This is a genomic window from Imhoffiella purpurea (genome assembly GCF_000585215.1).
Classification (GTDB): domain Bacteria; phylum Pseudomonadota; class Gammaproteobacteria; order Chromatiales; family Chromatiaceae; genus Imhoffiella; species Imhoffiella purpurea.
The window spans coordinates 23,818-44,476 of record NZ_AONC01000045.1; the positions used below are offsets into that span (position 1 = coordinate 23,818).

The following is a 20,659-nucleotide window of genomic DNA, read 5'->3' on the forward strand; positions in this document are numbered from 1 at the left end:
CACCATGTTTCCAAGGTGTCCGATTGGATCGATGCAAGTCTCCCGTCCCCTTCGTCCCGAACGCGACGGATGGCATCAGGCAGTCGATCAGCGAAGGGGAGACATCCAATGACATACGTCTATCAGTGGTTCGGTGCGGTCAATGGATGCGCCTTCGCCTACGGTTGCATGCTCGGCATGGCCTCGCTGGCCATGCGCCAGGCCGGATATCCCGGATTCGTGCCTCAGACGCCCAATGCCAGGCCGATGCGAGCCCCGGCCGAGCCGGAGTCCACGAAGGCGCCTTGCCTCCATGCGTAGCACCTTCGAGAACTCGGGTCGAGGTGTCGTCTCAGTTCGGTTTCAACCGCCCCTCGACCCGCTCCCATAGCATGGTCACCGCCTCCGCGGCTGCGCTGTCGCCCGCGTCGATCAGGCTCTGCCGCGCGGCGAGTGCGCGATGCACCGCCGGATCGAAGGGTATGGCGCCAAGGATCTCGATGTCCCGTTCCGCGCACCAGTCGTGCATGCCGGCCGTGTTCTCCGGGCTCAGATCGTGCTTGTTGATGCAGACCGTCAGCGGGATCCGGAAATGCTCGCAGAGACCGGCGACCCGCTGCAGGTCGTGCAGTCCCGATGGGGTCGGCTCGGTGACGGCCAGGACCAGATCGACCCCGGTGATGGCCGCGGTGACCGGACAGCCGATGCCCGGCGGGCCGTCGTTCAGGATCAGCTCGGCGCCTTCCTCTTCGGCCAGCCGTCTGGCCTCGCGCCGGACCAGGGTGACCAGCTTGCCGCTGTTGTCCTCGCCGATGCCGAGACGGGCGTGCACCAGGGTGCCGCGCCGGGTGTCCGAGACCATCCAGTCGCCGCAGAAGTGGTCCTCCATCTGGATCGCCCATTCGGGACAGACGCGGGCGCAGAGCCCGCAATGCTCGCAGGCCAGTTCGTCGATGACGTAGCCCGCGTCGAAGTCGAGCTGGATGGCGTCGAAACGGCATTGGCTCTGACAGATCCCGCATTCGGCGCAGAGTTCGGGGTCGATGCGCGGGCTGCGCATGGCGCTGAAGGGCTCGACCCGACGCGGGGTGGGGTCGAGCAGCAGGTGCAGGTTGGCGGCGTCCACGTCGCAGTCGGCCAGCACCTTGCGCTCGGCCAGGGCGGCGAAGGCCGCGCTCACCGTCGTCTTGCCGGTGCCGCCCTTGCCGCTGATGATGGTCAGTTCTTTCATGGCTGCAATTCCTGCCGGATGCGCTGGAACAGGGTCTGGAAACGCTCGCCCCAGGTGGGATCCAGATCGATCCAGGGCCGGCCCTGGGCATAGGCCTCGGCCAGACTGCGGTCGAATGGGATCTCCATGAGGATCGGGATGTCCTGGGCCTCGCAATAGTCCGCGACCGCCCGGTCGCCGATGTCGCAACGGTTGAGCACCAGGCCGCAGGGTACGCCGAGCCGTCGCGCCACGCCGACCGCGAGCTCCAGATCGTTGAGTCCGAATGGGGTCGGCTCGGTGACCAGCAGGCAGTAATCCGCCCCATGCAGCGTTTCGACCATGGGGCAGGCGGTTCCGGCCGGGGCGTCCAGGACGACCGTCCGCTCCGGATCCCGCTGCTGCTTGGCCGCCTTGATGACCGCGACCGTGGCCGTTTCGCCGAGATTCAGCGAGCCTTGGACGAAGCCGGTGGTCTGGGCGCCGCGCCGGATCAGGCCCGATTCCACCGAGCCGATCTCGCGATCCACCTCCGTGATCGCGCCAGGCACCCGGCAGAGGCTGGTGCAGACGCCGCAGCTGTGACACAGCTCGGCAAACAGCAGCACCTTGCGCCGGCTCATGGCCAGTGCGTTGAATTCGCAGGCCTCGGCGCATGCGCCGCAGAGCACGCAGAGTTCCGGATCGATACGGGGCAGAGGCTGGGTGACGGCGGACCGCTCGCGGATCTCCGGATCCAGGAACAGATGGCCGTTCGGCGTCTCCACGTCGCAGTCGATATAATCTGCCGAGTCCAGCGCGAGCACCAGATTGGCGGCGATCGAGGTCTTGCCGGTGCCGCCCTTGCCGCTGGCCACGGCGATCGTCAGTGGCGCCATGGCTCAGTCCTGCCTGCGACGGCCCAGTCCCTTGCCTCGGCCAGCACCCCGTCCTCCGCCGCATCCCTGATTGCCGCCGGCTCGGCGGCAGCGGCCCGCGCCGCGGCCGGGTTCCGGGACCTGAGCGGTCACCGAGACGGATCGGCTGGGTACGCTCATGGCCAATGCCGATTCTCGGCCCGTGCCCATGAAGGATGCGGATGCCTCGCGCAGACTGCCCGAGGCGCCTTCGACGATGCGAATGGGGCTACCGTCCAGGACGGCGGCCGCCTTGGGTCCGCACTTGCCGGTCAGCAGGACCTCGGCGCCCTGATCCAGGACCCATTGCGCGGCCTGGGTGCCGGCCCCGCCGGCGGCGTCGAGGTAAGGGTTGGGGATGGCCTCGAAGGCCCCCGAGTCCGTGTCGATGAGCGCGAAATAGGCGCAGCGACCGAATCTGGGATCCAATGCGGCATCCAGATCCTGGCCGGTCGAGCTGGCGATGATCTTCATTTCGTTGTCCTCTATGTCTTTGCGATTCGAATGGATGGGTCGGGTCCGGTGCAGACCCGTCCGCAAGCCGATCAGTGTTCGTGCTTGCACTCGGAGACGCCGGCGACCATGCCATCCAGATAGGCATCCAGGGTTTCGGCGACGCCGGAACGCGCACCCGTGACCACCTCGATGCCGAGATTATTGAACCATTGGATGGCCTTGGCCCCCATGCCGCCGGCGACGACCACATCGGCACCGAGCGATTTGATGAACTCGGGAATCTGACCCGGCTCGTGACGCTCCGCATAGGGGTTCGGGTGCACCTCGGCCGAGGCGATCTTGTTGTCCGAGTCGATCTGGGCCAGGACGAAATGGCTGCAATGGCCGAAATGCATCGACATCTCGCCGGAGAGTCCGCGGTCGTCATTCGCCGTCAAAACGATTTTCTTCATGCTCTGCTCCTGATTGTTCGGGTGGTGATTGGTCGACCGCTGGGGTAGCGGGCATGGGTTGCCGGCGCGCCTCCGGGGCTTCGGCCGATCGGGTGTCGGACTCGAGCACCAGCTTCTTGCCGTGGATCAGGGCGTCGGCCAGCTTGCGCCGTGCCTCGGCCAGGGTCCGCGACAGGGTGGTGCGCGAGATCCCCATGCGCCGGGCACACTCCTCCTGGTACAGGCCCACGAGGTCTGCGAGCCGCAGCGCCTCGATTTCGTCGGGACGCAGGGTTACCGTCTCGAGTTCGCGGCCCTGACGGCCGCATGGCTTGAAGCAAAGCTCGGTCGGGACGTACTCGATACAGCGCTGACGTCTTCTGCGGCCTGACATGCCGTCTCCCGGGGATCTCCCCTCTGGTCTTCCTGGGCGGATTAAAATGCACATATGTGCGTTATTGCATTGAGAATTGTCAGAGGTATTCACTCAGAGAAATGAGGGATACCCTCATTGAGGCGAAGCGTCTCCACCTTCGGGACATCCGACTTGCGGAGGGCGATCGGGATTCGCGGGCTGGTTGCCGAGACGGGGATCCCGGCGCGGTACCGCCGCGCGCCCGGCGGGAAGTGCATCCTCTTCGACGCTCTGTCGAGCGGCGAGGTCGATGTCTATATGGATAGGCTGTGCTTGACGGAGACGCTCTGTGCCTGCATCGGGTGTTGTCCGTGCTACGCTGGGTGAATCTCGACGCGATTGCGGCCCTTTTGCTTGGCCAGATACAGCGCCCGGTCCGCATGTTGGATCAGTGTCTCAGCTCCCGGGCATGATCCTTCATCAGTCGCGACCCCGAGGCTGATCGTCACGACGCCGCCAGCGTTGCTGGGGTGAGGGATGTTCAAGGAAATCACGATCTGTCGGAGCTCCTCGGCAAAGGTCTGCAGCTCGGATCCGCTCGTGTTCGGCAGCACCAATGCGAACTCCTCACCCCCGTAGCGGGCACAGAAATCACCGCCTCGCCCCAGTTTTCCCTGCAAGGCTTGGGCGACCTGGCGCAGACATTGATCGCCCGCCGGATGACCAAAGGTGTCGTTGTAAGCCTTGAAGTGATCGATGTCGCAGAGAATCAGGGTGAGAGGCTGCTGCCCCCGCCGTCCGCGGCGCCATTCCTGCTCGAGGTGCCCAGTGAAATAGCGTCGGTTGCTCACCCCGGTCAGTGCATCGATATTGGCTTGTTCGCGCAGTTGGCGGTGATAGACCTCCAGCAGATGGCCCATGACGAGCAGGATCAGCAACCCGCCGAGTCCGATCGCCAGGTGGCTGACCGTTAGCTCCACGAAGGGTATCCTGGCGATATGCGGCAATGTAACGCTGATGCCCCCGCGCACGTCTCCCTTCTCATATCCCTGTTCTTTGTGACATTTCAGACAGGCATTCTCGGTGTAGAGCGGAGCCATGTAGCGATACCGCTCGCCGAAGATTTCTCCCTTTTCCGCCAGGCCCTGCTCGAACTGGCGCAGTGCCTCGGCCTCCCAGGGCGTGGGTTCGTTCTCCGGGCGGATCGGTTTCAGACTGGTGATGTGAAACTGAACCCCATTGCGATGCTGGGCGATCCCGGCGATTTGACGGGTCATGAAGGCCGGATTGATCAGGGTGAGGCACAGGTCTTCCGAGCACCTGAGGTCGCGATTCGGCACCTTCAGATAGGGATTGGGCTGTGTGTCTGGAGTCACCCGTGCATAGACTCCCTCATGGCGAGCATTCCAGCTTCTGGTGATGAGGATCTGCTCGAAGAAGGAGCGGGCCGTTTCAATGGCCAGTGTCTGGCGTTGCACATGGGCCTGATAGAGGTTCCAGGCAAACGACAGCCCAACCAGTGCACACCATAGCAGTGCAGCCAGGAGCAGCCTGAGATTGAAATGCCTGTCGGTCATGCGGAAACTGAAAAAGGTCTGCCGATACGTGAATGGGCTGGAGTCTATTCCAGGAAGATACCGACAGGGATAGCAAGAATTCAATGCAGGATCTGTGAGGACCGTGTTCAGATCCACCTCAAGCATCCCTCGGAAGTGTCCGCCAGGCGAGATCGGATAGGGTGCCGGACGGAGACGATCGGGCACTCATGACCCTCTTGATCTCGGGCTGGCCGAGGCCGTGGCAAGACAGGCATCAGCCTGGACCGGCCGCATCGATGAATGGATTCGCCAACGGACTCTGGATCTGATTTCACGAGCACTCTCGATGGGTGTCGGCTAACCAGGATCTCTTTTTGGAACCCTCCGTCTCTTCGCACCCTTAGTGCCTGTGCGGTTCAATCATGTTCGAAATCGACCGGATCACCAAGCGCTACGGCTCCTCGCTGGCCCTCGACGGCATTCGGCTGAGGATCGCGCGCGGGAGCACGACGGCGCTGATCGGACCCTCCGGTTGCGGCAAATCGACCCTGCTGCGGATCCTGATCGGTCTGATCGAGCCGGATGTGGGCCATGTCCGTTTCGATGGGCAGATGCTTGAGCGGACGCGGATCCGTGCCCAGCGGCAACGGATGGGCTACGTCATCCAGCAGGGCGGTCTCTTTCCGCATCTGACGGCGCGCGAGAACGTCGTCCTAATGGCCCGTTTCCTCAAATGGAGTTCCGATCGCATCGAGTCGCGTCTGAGCGAACTGATGGAGCTGACGCATTTCCCCCGTGCGGGGCTGGACCGCTATCTCACCGAGCTGTCCGGCGGACAGAATCAGCGCGTGGGACTCATGCGGGCCCTGATGCTGGACCCGGAGGTGCTCTTGCTCGACGAACCCCTTGGTGCCTTGGATCCCATGATTCGCTACGAGCTGCAGGAGGAGTTGAAGCAGATCTTCGCCACCCTGGACAAGACGGTCGTTCTGGTGACCCATGATCTGGCCGAGGCGGCCTTCCTCGGCGAGACCATCGTTCTGATGCGCGCGGGCCGGATCGTTCAGAGCGGCAGCCTCGACGGGATGATCCGCACGCCGGCCGATCCCTTCGTCGAGCGGTTCGTGCGCGCCCAGCGCAGCCATCTGACCGCACTCGGCGCCGAGGCATGAGCACGCTTCCGTCCGGCTCGCGTTGGCTGCTGCTCTTCCCCTTGGTGCTGGGACTGCTCGCGGGCTGCGGCCGGCCGGACGGCGAGATCCGCATCGGCAGCAAGAAGTTCACCGAGGGGATCATTCTCGGCGAGGTGCTGCGCGGCCTGGTCGCCGAGACCGGGCTCCCGGTGCGCCACCGCCGCGCGCTCGGCGGGACTCGGATCGTCTTCAATGCCCTGGAGAGCGGCGAGATCGACGCCTATGTCGACTATACGGGCACCTTGCTCCATGAGGTCTTGGCAGAGGACAAGGCCGCGCAGGGGCGAACGCTGAGCGAGCGGCTCGCCGAGCGGGGCATCCGTCTCGCCGGCTCGATCGGATTCCAGAACAACTATGCGCTCGGCATGCCCGAGGCGCGGGCCGAGGCCCTGGGGATCGAGCGCATCTCGGATCTGCGCGACCATCCCGAACTCCGATTCCGTTTCGGCAACGAGTTCATGGACCGTGCCGACGGCTGGGCGGGGCTCCGATCCTTCTACGGACTGCCGCAGCGCGACGTGCGCGCTCGCCAGCGGCGAGGCCGATCTGACCGATCTCTACACCACGGACGCCGAGATCGCCTATTACCATCTGCGGCCGCTGCGCGACGATCGCGACTGGTTCGCCCGATACGATGCGGTGCTGCTCTACCGGGCCGATCTGGCGCGGCGGGCGCCAAAGGCCGTGGCCGCGCTCGAACGCGTCCTGGGCCTGATCGACGCGAGGCGCATGATCGCGATGAACGCCGCCGTCCAGATCGAGGGACGCTCCGAGTCGCAGGTTGCCGGCGAGCTGCTGCGCGAGCGGCTGGGCATCCTCGACGCGACCGAGACCAAAGGTCTCCTGGCGCGCCTGGTCCAGCGCACGCTGGAGCACCTCACCCTGTTCGGCGTCTCGCTCCTCGCCGCCGTGCTGGCCGCCGTTCCGCTCGGGCTGCTCGCCGCGCACCGGCCGCGACTGGGACAGCTCGTCCTCGCCGGCGTCGGCATCGCCCAGACCATCCCGGCGCTGGCCCTGCTGGTCCTCATGATCCCCTTCTTCGGGATCGGGGCGGGACCGGCCTTGGTGGCGCTCTTCCTCTACAGCCTGCTGCCGATCGTGCGCAACACCCACGCCGGCATCCGCGGCATCCCGGCCGCCACCATCGAGTCCGCCGAGGCGCTGGGGCTGCCCGCCGGCGCGCGTCTGCGGTTGATTGAGCTACCCTTGGCGTTGCCGACCATCCTGGCCGGCATCAAGACGGCGGCCGTCATCAACGTCGGCGCCGCCACCCTCGGCGCCCTGATCGGCGCCGGAGGCTATGGGCAGCCGATCCTCACCGGCATCCGGCTCGACGACATGGGCCTGATTTTGGAGGGCGCGATTCCGGCCGCCGTCCTGGCGGTGACGGTTCAATGGCTGTTCGAGCGGGCCGAACGCGCTGCACTGCCGCGCGGTATTCGGGGGCGCGGCCGGAAAGGCATCGGTTGAGTGTTGGTTGATCGGTCGATCTGGGGGATTCTGGCGTGTGCGGACCAACGCACCAATCCCGATCCATCGGGTCTATCTCCATATTCGATTCCTATCCGAAACCCAACCGATGCGCACCTTCGCCTGCCAATCCTGCGGTCAGCCGATCTATTTCACGAACCACACCTGCATCCATTGCGGCGCGGTCCTTGGGTTCATTCCGGACGAGCTGCGTCTGGCCGCCTTGCAGGAGCAGCCCGACGGGACCTGGACGCCGATTCCACCCACTGACAAGCTGCGCCGTCCGAGCCGGTTCAGCCTCCGTCCAGAGACGCCAGACGCCAAGTTCACGAGCGACCGGCGGTATCGCAAGTGCGCCAATTACGCCCAGCACAACGTCTGCAACTGGCTGGTCCCGGCCGATGCTGCCGACAGCCTTTGCTCCGTGTGTCGCACGAACCGGACGATCCCCAATCTCGACCGTCCGGGCAATCTGGAGAAGTGGTACCGAATCGAGCGCGGAAAGCGGCGCCTCGCCTATGGCCTGATCCGGCTCGGACTGCCGATGAGAGCCCGGACCGAGGACCCGGAGCAGGGCATCCTCTTCGACTTTCCCTCCAGCCAGGATGCGCCGCCGGGCCAGGCTGTCATGACCGGTCATGCCGACGGCGTCATCACCATCGACATCGACGAGGCGGACTCGGCCAATCGAGAGCGGATTCGGGTGGATATGAACGAAACCTACCGCACCCTGGTGGGCCACTTTCGCCATGAGATCGGCCATTATTACTGGGATCTGCTCATCCGGGACGGTGGACGTCTGGATGGCTTCCGCTCACGCTTCGGCGACGAGCGACGGAATTACCAGCAGGCCCTCGACGACCATTATCGCGACGGACCGCCCGCCGACTGGCAGGACCACTTCATCACCCCCTACGCCAGCAGCCATCCCTGGGAGGACTGGGCCGAGACCTGGGCCCACTACATGCACATCACCGACACCATGGAGACAGCGGCCCATTACGGGCTCGAGGTGGAACGCCGCCTGCCGGACGGGAGCGTGCAGCGTGCGGACCCGGAATTCGACCCTTACGACATCGCGGACTTCCAGCGGATCATCGACAACTGGGTGCCGCTCACCTCGGCGATCAACAGCCTCAACCAGAGCATGGGTCAGCAGGATCTCTATCCCTTCGTGCTACCCCAGCCGGCGATCGAGAAGATGGAGTACGTGCATCGGATCATCCGGGAGGCGTCTGGCCGCCGGTCATCGGAACATCCCCTTTGATTCCATCCGGCCGCACCAATAGAGATAGGTCCCATGGCAACAGAAGAGACCGTCAGCATGACGGCGTCGAATCGATGAAGACAAGAGACATACGCCCGACTCCGATCGCAGGACTCCTGTTCCTGATTTTGGCGTTCTTCAGCGGAGGAGCCCCGATGGCCATCGAAGAACCGAGCTACGAGGTGACACGCACCTACCCCATGTTCGAGCTGCGCCAATATGCGCCCTATCTGGTGGCGGAGACGGAGGTTGGGGACGACTTCGACGAGGCGGGCAATCGGGCCTTCCGCATCCTCGCCGACTACATCTTCGGCAACAACCGCTCCAAGACCAAGATGGAGATGACGGCGCCGGTCAACCAGCGTCCCGCCGAGGATCAGGGCGAAAAGATCCGCATGACGGCCCCGGTCAGCCAACAGGCGGGCGAGGGGAAGTCGGGCACCTATGTCGTCAGCTTCGTGATGCCGTCCGGGTACAGCTTGGAGACCCTGCCGACGCCGAACGATTCGCGCGTGAATCTGCGCGAGGAGCCGGCCAAGCTCATGGCCGTGCGCCGCTACTCCGGGCGCTGGACCCGCAAAAACTACGAAGAGAACCTCGGCGTCCTTCGCTTGGCCATCCGGGAGGCCGGTTTGGAAACGACCGGCGAACCCGTCTATGCCCGCTACAACCCGCCCTTCACCCCCTGGTTCATGAGGCGCAATGAGGTGATGTTGGAGATCGATCCCGAAGTCCGGCCCTGAGCCAGAGGTGGTGGTTGCCGAGCGATCGCTCGGGTCAGGATCGCCAAGGCGAGTCCGATCCGGGTAGGTTTCCAGCCAGTCGCTCGGGCTCGACGGGTCTGGCATCCGCATTGCCTCGGTCGGTGCCGGGCGATCTGTGAGGCAGCGGCGTGGGTCTGACGCTCATGGTGTCCAGGCAGTATCCCAGCCGCCGGCCCTGGGCATCGGTGCGCTTGAGGTCGAAGCTGAAGCGGTGGGTCTCCGGATGATAGCCATCCGGAGCCACCCGGGCGAGGGCGGTCAGAAAATCGGAGAAGCTGGTCCAGTGAAAGGGAACCCCCTTGCGGCTGGCCTTGTGCTGGAGTGCGTGGTAGCGGCTGTAGAGATTGCGGGTCCAGTCGCGCCCGAAGAGGGTCGATGGGATGGCGCGCCGCGTCGGACCTTCGTCCTCGACGAAGAACCCCGTGTTCTGCACGATGCGCGAGTGCATCAGATCCTCGTGACCCACATAGGCATGGTGACCGCCGTTGATCGGGGTGTGGCCGTTGGTCAGATGCTCGTGAAGCGCGTCGCGCAGCCTGGCGATGCTGGCCGCGATCTGCGGGTCGAACTGCTCGCCCGCGTGTCGCTGGACCTCGGCGATGGACTCGTCGATCGTCAGCGCCCTGCGGTAGGGACGGTTCGAGGTCATGGCGTCGAAGGCGTCGGCCACGGCGATGATCCGGGACCCCAGCGGAATGGCCTCGCCGGCGAGCCGCTCCGGATACCCCTCTCCGTCGAACCGCTCGTGATGGTGGAGTACGATGGTCGCGACCTCGTGGAAGGTCGGAAGCCGGCTGAGGATGTTGAAACCGATGCTCGGATGGCGCTGGATCTCGAGCATCTCGTCGCGGTTGAGCCGTCCCGCCTTGTTGAGCACCTGATCCGCGATGCCGATCTTGCCGATGTCGTGCAGCTGGGCGGCGACATGGGTCTGCTGCTGGATCTCGCACGCCAGACCCAGTTCGCGGGCCATCATCTCGGAGAGCAGAGCGACTCGGAACGAGTGCTCGTAGGTATAGGGGTCGCGTGCGTCCAGCGTCGTCAGGACGACGTCTATGACCTCATGCAAGCGTACGCGTTCGGGAATCGCCGTCATCGACTGCTGTATCGGTGTTCTGGTGTGGATAGGTGGGCGGCCGGTTCGAGACTCTGAGTTCGAGCCGGCGCTCGCGATAGTCCTTGGCCAGTTCGTGCCAGGCCATGATGCCGTCGCGTCCGTTGCTCTTGACCCAATAGAGCGCATCGTCGGCGCGTTTGACGATGTCCTCGGCCGTATCGGGATGGGCTAGTAACGCGGGCGGTTGCTGCTCGATCACGTAGTAGCCGATGCTGACCGTGATCTTGACCAGGGTGTCTCAGGATATGGTCGAGGCCGGTGACCGCCGTCAGTAGACAGAAAATCATCAGAATGCCCGGGTCTGCCTCTCGCAGCAGAGGGTCGAAAATCGCCAGGCTGATGCCCAGAACCGCCATGTTCGCTAGCATGAGCCGCGCGCCAATCTTGATCTGCACGCGATAGACCCGTTCACCAAATATCGACAACGGGGCGCATTCTATCATGCCATCCTTTAATTGTATTGATAATTATTACTATTTAAGGTCGAGGCGTTTCTGTCCATTTCGATCGCGCAGCGACTCGGAGCAGTCGGCGACGCATCCGATGAGGGATTCGGCGAAGCGCCGCTCCTGTTGGCTGCCCGAGCCTTCGGTACTCAAATAGACCTCCAGACCCACGTAGATCGGATTGGGGCGGTTCCAGACGGCCTCTGGGATTTCGGGACGCGCCACCAGATGGGAGATCCTGGACGCGGTCCGGGTGTCCGAGACCAGGCTGATGCACCGCACCTGAGCGTCGAGATCCGAGGCATGCTCGGCCACGCTGTCGAGCAGCCGATGATCGGCACAGAGGACGTCGCCACAGTATCCGGCCTGATTGATTCCGCAGTGGAGGTCGACGAGCAGACGATGGTGTGACGCGACATGATCCAGGAGCTGAAGATAGAGATCCTGGTGACGTTGGCGGAAGAGGGCGACCTGATCCGGTCTCGGGTGCTCGCCCGAGAGACCCTGAGGGATGCGCAGCAGGTCGAAGCGCGTGCCGTCCAGCCGTGCCGCCACCTGATCGCCGAAGGCGAGCTCGTCGCGATGGGCGCCGATGACGACCAGAACCTCCGGGCGCGGCGCAGAATCGGGGCGTCTCAGCGAGAACATGGTCTCAGGTCTCGAGGCCGTGCTCGGGCGGGATCAGGATGAGCGCCAGCAGTCCATAGAGGCCGGTGAAGAGGACGAGCAGCAGGTCCATCCGGGCCCGCGTGGGACGGATGCCGCGCAGGCGCAGGATCTCCAGCGCCAGCAGCAGCGAGGCCGCCACGCCGATCGCCGCGGCCAGGCCATGGAAGCGGACGTCCAGGCTCAGATAGCGGCTGTCCGGGTCGTGCAGATTCAGATTGAAGGGAACCAGCATCTCCCAGACCCGATCGACCGGTCGCTCTCGGGCCATGGCCATGCGCCGTGCGTAACGATCGATGGGGTGGTAATCGCGGTCCATGACGACGGCGTGGATGGTCTCGCGGTCCGAATAGACGGCGGTGCGGTAAAGCGGATTGAAGAGAATCTTCAGCTCCATGCGGTCGGGGTCGTAGCCGGGCAGATCCAGCGCGATCAGGTCGTGATCGCGCTCGGTCATGAGGAAGAGCCGTCCGTCCTCGGCCAGCAGGAAGCCGATCAGTTCGTGCCGTTTGTTCTCGGTCACCTTGATGTCGCGCACCGCGATGCCCTCTGGGATGGGCACGGCCGCGACCTCGGGGGCGCCGTCGAGACGTCTGAGATGGAAGAGTGCACCACCGCTGTCGAGCAAGAAATAGCCGGCATCGAACGCCTTGAGGATGGAGACCCGACCGAATGCGGCCCGGACCGGGAAGCGGAAGCCCGCCTGCTCCAGCGCCTGGGTGAAGGTCCGAGTCAGCTCGGGGTCGAGCCGGTTGGCGTCGCTGTCGATGAAGTCGAGCCGCTCGCCCGGACGCATGATGTCCTCGGGAAAGCGCAGACGTGCGCGCTCCGGATTGGATTCGAGCAGCGGAAAGAGCTGGATGCGCGGGGTCTGATCGGACAGGTCCTGGGGCTTGAACTCCATCACCTGGCGCTCGGCGACGATGGCGGCCTTGTCGAAGCGATGCTCGCCCAGCACGAGCGGCAGTCGGCCCCAGAGCTCCATGTTCTTGTAATAGATGAAGGGGATGAGTGTCTCGAATGACTCGCGGTCGTAGTCCGTGCCGTCCTGGTCGCGATAGACGAACTGGTGACCCTCGCCGATCAGCTCCTTGTAGACGAAGCGTTCGATCACCGGGCTGTAGAAGAGTTGGGTCTTGCCGAAGCGGTCGTCGAACAGCAGTTCCTTGGCCTGGGGGATCCAGATGGCCAGCAGCAGGATCGTCAGCAGGAGCAGTGACCAGCGGGCGAGTCGGGCGGTCATGATGGATCAGCCCCGGTGACGATAGCGGTGCGCGGGCAGAATGACGGCGGGCAGGAGCAGCAGGGCCAGACCGGTCAGCTGGGGCATGATCCGGTCGTATTCCTGATAGCCGTGCCCCTGGTCGAGCAGGGCGAGGAAGGCCAGCGTCAGACCGGCATAGACCGGACGCCGTGCCCTGCTTGGCTCCAGCAGGGCGAGCGTGGCGCCGAAATAGGCGACCCAGCCGCCGAGCAGCCAGGGCAGGGCGGTCAGCAGGGCGCTCTCGGCCGCCTCGCGCGGGAACCAGATCGAGATGATCCAATAGAGTCCGGCCCCGTCGAGCAGTGCGAGCAGACCGCCCATGAGCGCGCCGAAGCCGACCCAGCACCAGACCAGCAGGTCGCCGCGCACGGGCAGATGCAGCGAGAGCCGGAAGCGTCCGCCGAGCATTTCGGGACCGAACTGGGCGGCCGCGATGACCGCCCCGGTCAGGGCGGGGAGATACTGGATCTGGGTGTAGAGCAGACGGCGCAGCTCGAAGGCCCAGTACCAGATCATCTCGGAGTGCTCGACCTGGAACTGGTGCCGCATCGCGAGCAGCAGATAGACCAGCATGCCGAGATGGACCAGCAGCGCGGCACCCCAGACCCAGCGGATCTTGAGCCATTCCTTCAGGATGATGGCACCCAGCATGCTCAGTATTTCCCCGTGAGTCCGATGAAGGCGTCTTCCAGGGTCATCGCCAGCTCTTCGCCGAGCGTCACGCCGGGCCAGTGTTCGGTCAGATGCTTCTCGACTCCGTCGCGTTCGGCGAAGGCATAGAGCCTCGGCTGGCCGCCATGGGTGTCCACCGAGCGGATGAGCGCGTCCGGACGCGGCGGCTCCGTGCCTTCCCGCTCGAACGCATAGCAGCGATAGTCGCGCCGGAAGTCCGCGAGATCCATCTGGAGCAGCTCGCCGCCGCGCTGCAGGAAGATCACCTCGTCCACCAGGGATTCCATGTCCTGGACCACGTGGGAGGTGACGAAGACCGTCTTTCCGCCCTGATTCAGATAGTCCTGCAGATAGTCGAGGAACAGCCGGCGGTAGCCCGCGTCGAGCCCCATCGAATAATCGTCCAGGATCATCAGCTCCGGGTTCTGGGCGAAGATGAGTCCGAGCACGACCTGGGAGCGCTGACCGCAGGACATGTTGCCGATCCTGTGGCTGTAGGGCAGTCCGAGACGATCGACGAGATCGTAGTAGAGCTCCCGCCGCCAGCCCGGATAGAAGGGCCGATGGAAGCGCTCGATCTGCTCGATGCTCATGAAGTCGTAGGTCAGATGCCCCTCGAGCAGCAGACCGATCCGGGCGCGGGTCGCCGGCGAGAGGTCGTGCGAATCCTCCCCCAGCACCCGGCAGCTCCCGCCGCTGGGCCGCAGGAAGCCCATGAGCAGACGGATCAGCGTGGTCTTGCCGACCCCGTTCTTGCCGAGCAGGGCGACCACGCGCCCCTCGGGAACCCGGAAGCTCAGGTCCCGATAGAGGGTGCGCCGACCGTAACGGTGCGTGATCCGATCGACGTGGATGGCGGACATCTTTACTCGGTCATCGACGTAGGGCGCAATAGCGAAGCGTATTGCGCCGAATGGATAGGCCTATTGAGCCGAATGGATATCGGCACTCGACCTCGGTGATCGGCCCGTCTCCCATGCCGCGCCATGCTCCCGTTAGGCACGCGGTGCATGAAACCTCGGCGCCAAGCGCCCGAACGGTGTTTCGTCCGGTTGCGCGGCCTATTGCACCCTACGGCATTTTGGGCGGTTCGACCTTGTTGACGGCGCAGCCTTCCTTGCCCTTGCTCGCACATCCCTCGCACCGTCCGCGTTTGCGCCAAAGGTTGCGATAGAGGTAGTAGAGGGCGGCAGCGACGATGACGGCGGCGACGGCGATGTCGGCCCAGCCGAGCGGGGTGCTCGTGTTGACCACGGACTCCGCCGTCCCCGTCCCAGACTGGATCTGCTCGACGGTCTGAGTGGATTGTTCATCGTGGCTCATGCGCGCACCTCTCCCGTTTCGGTCGAATCGACGCTCGTGGATCGCAGGTTTCGTCCGCTGCGACCGCCCAGAAAGCCGAGGATCAGAAGCAGCGTCAGGGCGCTGAAATAGGTCCAGCTCATCATGGCGACGCCGGAGGCGCCCGTGGCCAGTCCGATGCTGTAGACGGCGCTCGCCACGCCCAGTCCGAGCAGGGTCGGGAAGACGATGGAGAAGATCATCCACTTATAGGAGCCGGTCTGGACCTTGATCATGACCGTGGTCGCCAGACAGGGCGGATAGAGCGCGAAGAAGAGGATGATGGCGGTCCCCAGGAGCGCCGTGGCTCCGCCCGCCTTGGTCTCGGCGCCCATGCGCTCCTCGAGCGAGGCGTTCTGGTCCTCGTCCTGCTGGAAGAGCACGCCCAGGGTGGCGACGCTGCTCTCGCGCGCGGCGAAGGAGGACAGCAGGGCGACGTTGATCTTCCAGTCGAACCCGGCGAACTGGGTCACGGGCTCCATGCTGCGTCCGATCATGCCGAGCAGCGAGCTGGTGATGCGCGCCTCCTTCATCTCGCGGCGGATCGACTTGCGCTCCGAACTGAGATCGCGGAGATGGCGATTGGCCCGGCGCGCGTCCTTGTCGCCCCTGGGGCGCGAGACCAGGGGGTAGTACTCGGGATTGCGCCGCTCGAAGCGGGCGGCGACGGCCCGCGATCCCTCCGCACCCGAGGCGTTGAGCTTGGCGCGCTTGTAGTCGTTGTAGTAGTTGACCAGGGGGCCGATGTGCTCCGCGGTCGCGAGCCGCTGATAGGCGTTGCCCGCCATCGCCCGCTCGAAGGCGACCACGGCCGCCTCGCCGCGCTGCTCGAATTCGGCCATGCGATCCTCGGGGATCCCCGGAAATTGCAGCAGGGTGAAGACCACGACGGCCACCGCGACCACGATGGTGCCAACCTTCTTGATGTAGATCCAGGTGCGCTCGAAGGCCCGACGCAGCACGCCCGAGACCGTCGGCAGATGATAGGTCGGCAGCTCCATCACGAAGGGCGAGGTCTCCTCTCCGCGCAGCACCGTCTTGGTCAGCAGCTTGGAGACCAGCAGGGCGAAGACGATGGTCATGGTCGAGATGTAGAACATCATCAGCGACTTGTCCTCGACGAAGAAGATGCCGAGCAGCAGCGTGTAGAGCGGGACCTTGGCCAGACAGTTCATGAAGGGCACGGTCAGGATGGTGGCCATGCGCGCGCGGTTGTCCGGGATGCCCTTGGTGGCCATGACCCCGGGCACGGCGCAGCCGCCGGCGAAGACGCCGCCGAGGATCAGGGGGAGGGTGCTCTGTCCGTGCAGCCCGAATCTGTGCAGCACCTTGTCGAGGATGAAGGCGATGCGCGCCATGTAGCCCGAGTCCTCGAGCATGGCGATCAGGGCGAAGAGAATCAGGAAGATGGGCACGTAATTGAGCAATGTGTTGGCCGAGTCGACCAGCCACAGGCCCATGGACCGGGTGTAGGGATCGACCAGGAATCCGGCCTCGGGCAGCACCCCGGCGATCAGCTCGCGGGTCTTGGCGAGTATCGGCCAAGTGTAGTTGGTCAGCTCGTAGCCCCAGACGATGGCGATCTGGTAGATGAGGAAGACCGTGAGGACCAGGAAGGCGGGGGCCGCCAGACGATTGAGGAGGACTCGGTCGATGCGATCGGTCAGTGTCGGGCGGCCGCTCTCGGGGTCGGTCGTAACGCCGTCGAGCAGGTTGGCGACGGCGCGCTCGCGGCAGCTCACCAGATGATCGGAGACGTCCAGTCCATTGTTCCGCTCGAAGGTCGCGCTCAGAGCGGCGGCCTGTTCCAGCAATGGCTCAGCTTGGGCCGGCTCGAGCCGCTCGCGGACCCATGTCGCCGCCTGTGCGTCGCATTCCAGCAGCTTGAGCGCGAGCCAGCGGGCCGGCATCCCGGTCAGCTCGGGCGTGGTCTGAATCGCCTGGGTCAGTGCGACCAGATCCGGCTCGAGCGGGCCGTAGGTGACTGGGAACTCGGTCGTTTGCGGCTTGTCAGCTGCGGCCAGGGCGCGGATCGCGGTGCGCAGCGGGGCGCGTCCCTCGCCCTTGCGCCCCACGGTGCGCACCACGGGCAGACCCAGTCGCGTGGACAAGGCCGCCTGGTCGATCTCGAGTCCGCGGCCCTCGGCCACGTCCATCATGTTCAGCGCCAGCACCACCGGCAGCTCCATCTCCAGGATCTGCAGGGTCAGGTGCAGCGAGCGGTGCAGATTCGAGCCGTCCACCACGTTGATCGTGACGTCCGGGCGCTCCTGGATCAGGAAGTCGCGCGCCACCCGTTCCTCGAGCGAGAAGGAGGTCAGGCTGTAGGTGCCCGGCAGGTCCACCGTGCGCACCACGCCCTCGGCGTCGCTGTACTGGCCGTATTTCTTGTCGACCGTGACGCCCGGATAGTTGGCGACGTGCTGGCGCGCCCCGGTGAGCATGTTGAAGAGGGTGGATTTGCCTGCGTTCTGCTGACCCGCCAGGGCCACGAGTAGGTCGTTGCGCTCATTCATCGTCGAAGATCTCGATGGTCGATGCCTCACGGCGGCGCAGGGTCAGACTGGTGGCCTCCAGCTTGAGCTCGATGGGGTCGCCGAGCGGCGCGCTGCGGACCAGGATCACCTCGACGTTCGGCATGAGTCCCAGGTCCATGAGCCGCTGCCGGACCGCCCCTCGGGCGAGGTGGCGACGGATTCGGGCGCGGCGCCCTGGTCGGATGTCGTTGAGCGTGCGCGCTGGGCGTTCTGGGGACTTGGGCATGGGGAAGGTCGGGGCTCGGATTGCGAATGAATGCGAATTCTACGCACTTACGTTTACTTGACGCAAATGATAAGGATTGTTATTTGCGGTATTAATCGCCTTGCGGTATGGTTTTGCCCTGAGTGGCAATGCCACCCATTCTCATTCAATCAGCGACACGAGATTCACCATGCGTCACATCCAAACCGCCCTTCTGCTCGCGACCGGCCTCGCCGCCGCCCAGGTCTTCGCTCACACCCCGCTCTGCTCCTGCTACGACAACGGCGACGGGACCGTCTTCTGCGAGGGCGGCTTCTCCGACGGCTCCTCTGCCTCCGGGGTCGAGATCCGCGTTCTGGACGCCGACGGAAACGCCGTCATCGACGGGGTCATGACCGAGAACAGCGAGTTCGAGTTCGACAAGCCGGACGGGGACTATCAGGTGGTCTTCGATGCGGGGCCGGGCCACGAGATCACCATCGACGGCGAGGATATCGTGGAGTAACGGCTGGATCCGGCCCTCGGATTCCGCCGCGGAAATCCTTCCTGCCAGCCGGAGACGAACCGGGCCAGAACGCCTTATTTACCCTACTGGAGCTGCAGTTTCATGAAGACATCCATCGCATTGCTCGCCTCGGCGGCAACCCTGAGCGCAGGCATCGCGCAGGCGCATTTCCAGCTCGTCTACACCCCCGAGACCATGCTGGAGAAGCCGGCCGAGATCGGTCTCAAGCTGGTCTTCGGCCATCCCATGGAGAACGGCCACACCATGGATATGGGCGAGCCGGTCGAATTCTTCGTCCAGTTCAAGGACAAGCGGACCGATCTCAAGGACAGCCTCAAGCCCATCACCTGGAAGGGCGCCCACAACGAGGCCAATGCCTACGAGACGACCTACAAGGTGCGCCGCAACGGCGACTACGTCTTCGCCCTGACCCCGGCGCCCTACTACGAGGGCAGCGAGGACATCTACATCCAGCAGATCACCAAGTCCTATGTGAACAAGGGCGCCATGCCGACCACCTGGAACGAACCGCTCGGTCTGCCGACCGAGATCGTTCCGCTCAACAAGCCCTATCAGGTGTTCGTCGGCAGCACCTTTAGCGGTCAGCTGCTCTCGGAGGGCAAACCGGCACCCGGCGTCGAGTGCGAGATCGAGTACATCAACACCGACATCGACATGAAGGCCAACGCCTTCTCCGAGGATGCCAACGGTGAGGTGCCCGCGACCGGTATCGTCGCCATCACCGACGCCAACGGTGTCTTCACCTTCGGCATCCCGACGCCCGGCGTCTGGGGCTTCGCCTGCCTGGGTTCGGGTCCGGTCAAGGAGCACGAGGGCAAGGAGCTGTCGCAGGATGCGGTGATCTGGATCAATGCGTCGACCTTGGGTGCCTCGGCCGAATCTGGCTCCGCCCCGGTCGCTGCCGTCGAGCCCGATGACGCCGAGCGTTTCGACAAGGCGCTCAGCGCGCAGCAGAGGCGCAGCGTGCAGAAGGCACTGCGCGAGATCGGTCTCTACGACAGCTCGATCGACGGCGACTTCGGTCCCCAGACCCGCGAGGCGCTCAAGATCGTCCAGCGCGCGCGCGGACTCTCGGATACCGGTCTGGTCGACGGCACCCTCTTCGAGACGCTGGTCAGCCTGAGCAACCAGTAATCGCGCTCAGCGCGATTCGGTCCGCACCGCGGACCCTGCTGCGGCTCAGGTCGCGGTAGGGTTCGCGGTGCGGACCAGACCTCTGGCGAGACGACGCGCGTTCGTCTCCCGTCGCGGGCGCAGCCGCAATATTGTCCGACCCATGTCGTTCATCCTCCGTGGTTGCGATGCGCACGCGCGAGCTCGACGAAGGCGTGCAGATAGTCGATCCCGGCCTCGGCCTGACGGATGCCGAGAAAGATCTGTTTGTCGATGCCTCGCTCGCCCAGCCTGATCGCGGTCACCCCGAGCCGTTCGGCATACTCGTTCGCCAGCCAGCGCGGCAGGGCCGCGACCCCCCGGCCGCTGGCCACCATCTGCAGCATGATATCGGTCGTCTCGATCGGCTTGTGACGCTTGGGCCGAATCCCCGCCGGCAGCAGGAACTGGGTGTAGATGTCGAGCCGATCGATGGGGACCGGATAGCTGATCAGGGTCTCCTGGGCCAGTTGGTCCGGCTGCACGCAGGGTGTGCCGGCGAGCCGGTGTCTAGGCCCGACCACCAGGACCTGCTCGTAGTCGAGCACCGCCTCGAATTGGAGTCCGGTCCGAAAGAGCGGGTCCGGGGTCACCAGCAGGTCGATCTCGTGACCGAAGAGGGCGCCGATCCCGCTGAACTGGAATTCCTGCTTCACGTCCACGTCCACGTCCGGCCAGTTCGCCAAGTAGGGCGACACCACCTTCAGGAGCCAAGCGTAGCAGGGGTGGCACTCGATGCCGATACGCAGGGTGCCGCGCTCGCCCTGAGCGAACTGCCGCAGACGCGCCTCCGCGTGGGTGAGCTGCGGGATCAGCCGATTGGCCACCGACAGCAGATAGGCCCCGGCCTGGGTGGGTCGTAGCCGCCGGCCTTCGCGGGTCCAGATGGCGACGCCGAGCTGGTCCTCCAGCTTGCGGATCGCGTGGCTCAGCGCGGATTGGGTCAGGTGCAGCTGCTCGGCGGCGGCGGTCAGCGAGCCGTGCTGGTCGACGGCGCGGACGATCGCCAGATGGGTACGTTCCAATTGAGCCATGGTGGGTCTAACTCATGAATTCAATGCATGTTTTGATGAAATAATACCATTTCTATTCATGTGATGTCCCGGGGACAATGGCCGCAGGTTGAAGAGCAGTCAGCTACCAGCTACCAGCTACCAGCTACCAGCTACCAGCC

General features: G+C 64.7%; 23 protein-coding genes and 1 pseudogene. 8 read left to right on the forward strand and 16 right to left on the reverse strand.

Annotated elements, in window-relative coordinates; translation table 11 throughout:
• Positions 1 to 108: 108 nt before the first annotated feature.
• Complete coding sequence (locus D779_RS14590) at positions 109 to 300, forward strand: hypothetical protein (RefSeq protein WP_043755434.1); 192 nt, start codon at positions 109 to 111, stop codon at positions 298 to 300.
• Positions 301 to 331: 31 nt separating this feature from the next.
• On the opposite strand, the gene D779_RS14595 is transcribed toward D779_RS14590, so the two are convergent.
• The 6 genes from D779_RS14595 to D779_RS14625 all read right to left on the reverse strand — a co-directional run bounded on the left by D779_RS14595 (position 332) and on the right by D779_RS14625 (position 4,904).
• A complete protein-coding gene (locus D779_RS14595) occupies positions 332 to 1,210 on the reverse strand; it encodes an ATP-binding protein (protein WP_043755435.1) in 879 nt (292 codons plus the stop codon).
• Positions 1,207 to 2,067: a nucleotide-binding protein gene (locus D779_RS14600; RefSeq protein WP_052348155.1), complete on the reverse strand. Its 861-nt coding sequence runs from the start codon at positions 2,065 to 2,067 to the stop codon at positions 1,207 to 1,209. Before D779_RS14600 ends, D779_RS14595 begins: the two co-directional genes overlap by 4 nt.
• A 3-nt stretch (positions 2,068 to 2,070) precedes the next feature.
• Positions 2,071 to 2,559, reverse strand: coding sequence for a NifB/NifX family molybdenum-iron cluster-binding protein (locus D779_RS14605; RefSeq protein WP_043755437.1), 489 nt, complete (start codon positions 2,557 to 2,559; stop codon positions 2,071 to 2,073).
• A 71-nt stretch (positions 2,560 to 2,630) separates the two neighbouring features.
• Positions 2,631 to 2,993, reverse strand: a complete 363-nt coding sequence (locus tag D779_RS14610) for a NifB/NifX family molybdenum-iron cluster-binding protein (protein ID WP_043755438.1) — start codon at positions 2,991 to 2,993, stop codon at positions 2,631 to 2,633.
• Positions 2,965 to 3,366, reverse strand: coding sequence for a DUF134 domain-containing protein (locus D779_RS14615; protein WP_081763536.1), 402 nt, complete (start codon positions 3,364 to 3,366; stop codon positions 2,965 to 2,967). The genes D779_RS14610 and D779_RS14615 overlap by 29 nt, the downstream gene beginning before the upstream one ends.
• 335 nt (positions 3,367 to 3,701) lie before the next feature.
• Complete coding sequence (locus D779_RS14625) at positions 3,702 to 4,904, reverse strand: diguanylate cyclase (protein WP_043755442.1); 1,203 nt, start codon at positions 4,902 to 4,904, stop codon at positions 3,702 to 3,704.
• Positions 4,905 to 5,287: 383 nt separating this feature from the next.
• On the opposite strand from D779_RS14625, the gene D779_RS14630 reads away from it, so the two are divergent.
• The 5 genes and pseudogenes from D779_RS14630 (at position 5,288) to D779_RS14645 (ending at position 9,538) form a co-directional block, all read left to right on the forward strand.
• Positions 5,288 to 6,037, forward strand: a complete 750-nt coding sequence (locus D779_RS14630; RefSeq protein WP_043755444.1) for an ATP-binding cassette domain-containing protein — start codon at positions 5,288 to 5,290, stop codon at positions 6,035 to 6,037.
• Positions 6,034 to 6,510 (forward strand): annotated as a pseudogene (locus tag D779_RS23220) (glycine betaine ABC transporter substrate-binding protein); the annotation flags it as partial. The gene D779_RS14630 and the pseudogene D779_RS23220, both read left to right, overlap by 4 nt.
• A 13-nt stretch (positions 6,511 to 6,523) precedes the next feature.
• Positions 6,524 to 7,528: an ABC transporter permease subunit gene (locus D779_RS22925; protein ID WP_332307766.1), complete on the forward strand. Its 1,005-nt coding sequence runs from the start codon at positions 6,524 to 6,526 to the stop codon at positions 7,526 to 7,528.
• Positions 7,529 to 7,637: 109 nt separating this feature from the next.
• A complete protein-coding gene (locus tag D779_RS14640; RefSeq protein ID WP_043755445.1) occupies positions 7,638 to 8,795 on the forward strand; it encodes a zinc-binding metallopeptidase family protein in 1,158 nt (385 codons plus the stop codon).
• Positions 8,796 to 8,950: 155 nt separating this feature from the next.
• Complete coding sequence (locus tag D779_RS14645; RefSeq protein ID WP_043755447.1) at positions 8,951 to 9,538, forward strand: SOUL family heme-binding protein; 588 nt, start codon at positions 8,951 to 8,953, stop codon at positions 9,536 to 9,538.
• A gap of 34 nt (positions 9,539 to 9,572) precedes the next feature.
• Here D779_RS14645 and D779_RS21220 read toward each other — a convergent pair whose 3' ends face one another.
• From D779_RS21220 to D779_RS14690, 9 genes are all read right to left on the reverse strand, one after another.
• Positions 9,573 to 10,628 (reverse strand): HD-GYP domain-containing protein, encoded by a 1,056-nt coding sequence (locus tag D779_RS21220; RefSeq protein WP_232424203.1) that lies wholly within the window; start codon positions 10,626 to 10,628, stop codon positions 9,573 to 9,575.
• Positions 10,621 to 10,875 carry a hypothetical protein gene (locus D779_RS22675; RefSeq protein WP_043755449.1) on the reverse strand — a complete coding sequence of 85 codons (255 nt, stop codon included), beginning with the start codon at positions 10,873 to 10,875 and terminating at the stop codon, positions 10,621 to 10,623. The genes D779_RS21220 and D779_RS22675 overlap by 8 nt, the downstream gene beginning before the upstream one ends.
• A 274-nt stretch (positions 10,876 to 11,149) precedes the next feature.
• Complete coding sequence (locus D779_RS14660; RefSeq protein WP_052348156.1) at positions 11,150 to 11,770, reverse strand: hypothetical protein; 621 nt, start codon at positions 11,768 to 11,770, stop codon at positions 11,150 to 11,152.
• Between the two features lie 4 nt (positions 11,771 to 11,774).
• Positions 11,775 to 13,031, reverse strand: a complete 1,257-nt coding sequence (locus tag D779_RS14665; protein ID WP_043755451.1) for a DUF4857 domain-containing protein — start codon at positions 13,029 to 13,031, stop codon at positions 11,775 to 11,777.
• Positions 13,032 to 13,037: 6 nt separating this feature from the next.
• Positions 13,038 to 13,703, reverse strand: a complete 666-nt coding sequence (locus D779_RS14670; protein ID WP_043755453.1) for a hypothetical protein — start codon at positions 13,701 to 13,703, stop codon at positions 13,038 to 13,040.
• A gap of 2 nt (positions 13,704 to 13,705) precedes the next feature.
• Positions 13,706 to 14,587, reverse strand: coding sequence for an ABC transporter ATP-binding protein (locus tag D779_RS14675; RefSeq protein ID WP_043755455.1), 882 nt, complete (start codon positions 14,585 to 14,587; stop codon positions 13,706 to 13,708).
• 208 nt (positions 14,588 to 14,795) lie between these two features.
• Positions 14,796 to 15,047 carry a FeoB-associated Cys-rich membrane protein gene (locus D779_RS14680; protein ID WP_043755457.1) on the reverse strand — a complete coding sequence of 84 codons (252 nt, stop codon included), beginning with the start codon at positions 15,045 to 15,047 and terminating at the stop codon, positions 14,796 to 14,798.
• The gene (gene feoB / locus D779_RS14685; RefSeq protein WP_043755459.1) at positions 15,044 to 17,581 is read right to left on the reverse strand and encodes a ferrous iron transport protein B; all 2,538 of its coding nucleotides are present in this window, start codon (positions 17,579 to 17,581) and stop codon (positions 15,044 to 15,046) included. The genes D779_RS14680 and feoB overlap by 4 nt, the downstream gene beginning before the upstream one ends.
• Positions 17,574 to 17,828 carry a FeoA family protein gene (locus tag D779_RS14690; protein ID WP_043755462.1) on the reverse strand — a complete coding sequence of 85 codons (255 nt, stop codon included), beginning with the start codon at positions 17,826 to 17,828 and terminating at the stop codon, positions 17,574 to 17,576. The genes feoB and D779_RS14690 overlap by 8 nt, the downstream gene beginning before the upstream one ends.
• A 169-nt stretch (positions 17,829 to 17,997) precedes the next feature.
• On the opposite strand from D779_RS14690, the gene D779_RS14695 reads away from it, so the two are divergent.
• Complete coding sequence (locus tag D779_RS14695; RefSeq protein ID WP_043755464.1) at positions 17,998 to 18,312, forward strand: hypothetical protein; 315 nt, start codon at positions 17,998 to 18,000, stop codon at positions 18,310 to 18,312.
• 102 nt (positions 18,313 to 18,414) lie between these two features.
• Entirely contained in the window at positions 18,415 to 19,467 is a 1,053-nt protein-coding gene (locus D779_RS14700; RefSeq protein ID WP_043755466.1) for a DUF4198 domain-containing protein, read from the forward strand.
• Positions 19,468 to 19,616: 149 nt separating this feature from the next.
• On the opposite strand, the gene D779_RS14705 is transcribed toward D779_RS14700, so the two are convergent.
• Complete coding sequence (locus D779_RS14705; RefSeq protein WP_043755468.1) at positions 19,617 to 20,519, reverse strand: LysR family transcriptional regulator; 903 nt, start codon at positions 20,517 to 20,519, stop codon at positions 19,617 to 19,619.
• Between the last annotated feature and the right edge of the window lie 140 nt (positions 20,520 to 20,659).

Bases quoted from the DNA above. Each gene is read 5' to 3' on its own strand.
- D779_RS14680 (WP_043755457.1), bottom strand. From the start codon at position 15,047: ATGAGCCACGATGAACAATCCACTCAGACCGTCGAGCAGATCCAGTCT.
- D779_RS14640 (WP_043755445.1), top strand. From the start codon at position 7,638: ATGCGCACCTTCGCCTGCCAATCCTGCGGTCAGCCGATCTATTTCACG.
- D779_RS14595 (WP_043755435.1), bottom strand. From the start codon at position 1,210: ATGAAAGAACTGACCATCATCAGCGGCAAGGGCGGCACCGGCAAGACG.
- D779_RS14700 (WP_043755466.1), top strand. From the start codon at position 18,415: ATGAAGACATCCATCGCATTGCTCGCCTCGGCGGCAACCCTGAGCGCA.
- D779_RS14600 (WP_052348155.1), bottom strand. From the start codon at position 2,067: ATGGCGCCACTGACGATCGCCGTGGCCAGCGGCAAGGGCGGCACCGGC.
- D779_RS14605 (WP_043755437.1), bottom strand. From the start codon at position 2,559: ATGAAGATCATCGCCAGCTCGACCGGCCAGGATCTGGATGCCGCATTG.
- D779_RS14670 (WP_043755453.1), bottom strand. From the start codon at position 13,703: ATGCTGGGTGCCATCATCCTGAAGGAATGGCTCAAGATCCGCTGGGTC.
- D779_RS14675 (WP_043755455.1), bottom strand. From the start codon at position 14,587: ATGTCCGCCATCCACGTCGATCGGATCACGCACCGTTACGGTCGGCGC.
- D779_RS14695 (WP_043755464.1), top strand. From the start codon at position 17,998: ATGCGTCACATCCAAACCGCCCTTCTGCTCGCGACCGGCCTCGCCGCC.
- D779_RS14610 (WP_043755438.1), bottom strand. From the start codon at position 2,993: ATGAAGAAAATCGTTTTGACGGCGAATGACGACCGCGGACTCTCCGGC.
- D779_RS14590 (WP_043755434.1), top strand. From the start codon at position 109: ATGACATACGTCTATCAGTGGTTCGGTGCGGTCAATGGATGCGCCTTC.
- feoB (WP_043755459.1), bottom strand. From the start codon at position 17,581: ATGAATGAGCGCAACGACCTACTCGTGGCCCTGGCGGGTCAGCAGAAC.
- D779_RS14690 (WP_043755462.1), bottom strand. From the start codon at position 17,828: ATGCCCAAGTCCCCAGAACGCCCAGCGCGCACGCTCAACGACATCCGA.
- D779_RS14625 (WP_043755442.1), bottom strand. From the start codon at position 4,904: ATGACCGACAGGCATTTCAATCTCAGGCTGCTCCTGGCTGCACTGCTA.
- D779_RS14630 (WP_043755444.1), top strand. From the start codon at position 5,288: ATGTTCGAAATCGACCGGATCACCAAGCGCTACGGCTCCTCGCTGGCC.
- D779_RS14615 (WP_081763536.1), bottom strand. From the start codon at position 3,366: ATGTCAGGCCGCAGAAGACGTCAGCGCTGTATCGAGTACGTCCCGACC.
- D779_RS14665 (WP_043755451.1), bottom strand. From the start codon at position 13,031: ATGACCGCCCGACTCGCCCGCTGGTCACTGCTCCTGCTGACGATCCTG.
- D779_RS14645 (WP_043755447.1), top strand. From the start codon at position 8,951: ATGGCCATCGAAGAACCGAGCTACGAGGTGACACGCACCTACCCCATG.
- D779_RS14660 (WP_052348156.1), bottom strand. From the start codon at position 11,770: ATGTTCTCGCTGAGACGCCCCGATTCTGCGCCGCGCCCGGAGGTTCTG.
- D779_RS14705 (WP_043755468.1), bottom strand. From the start codon at position 20,519: ATGGCTCAATTGGAACGTACCCATCTGGCGATCGTCCGCGCCGTCGAC.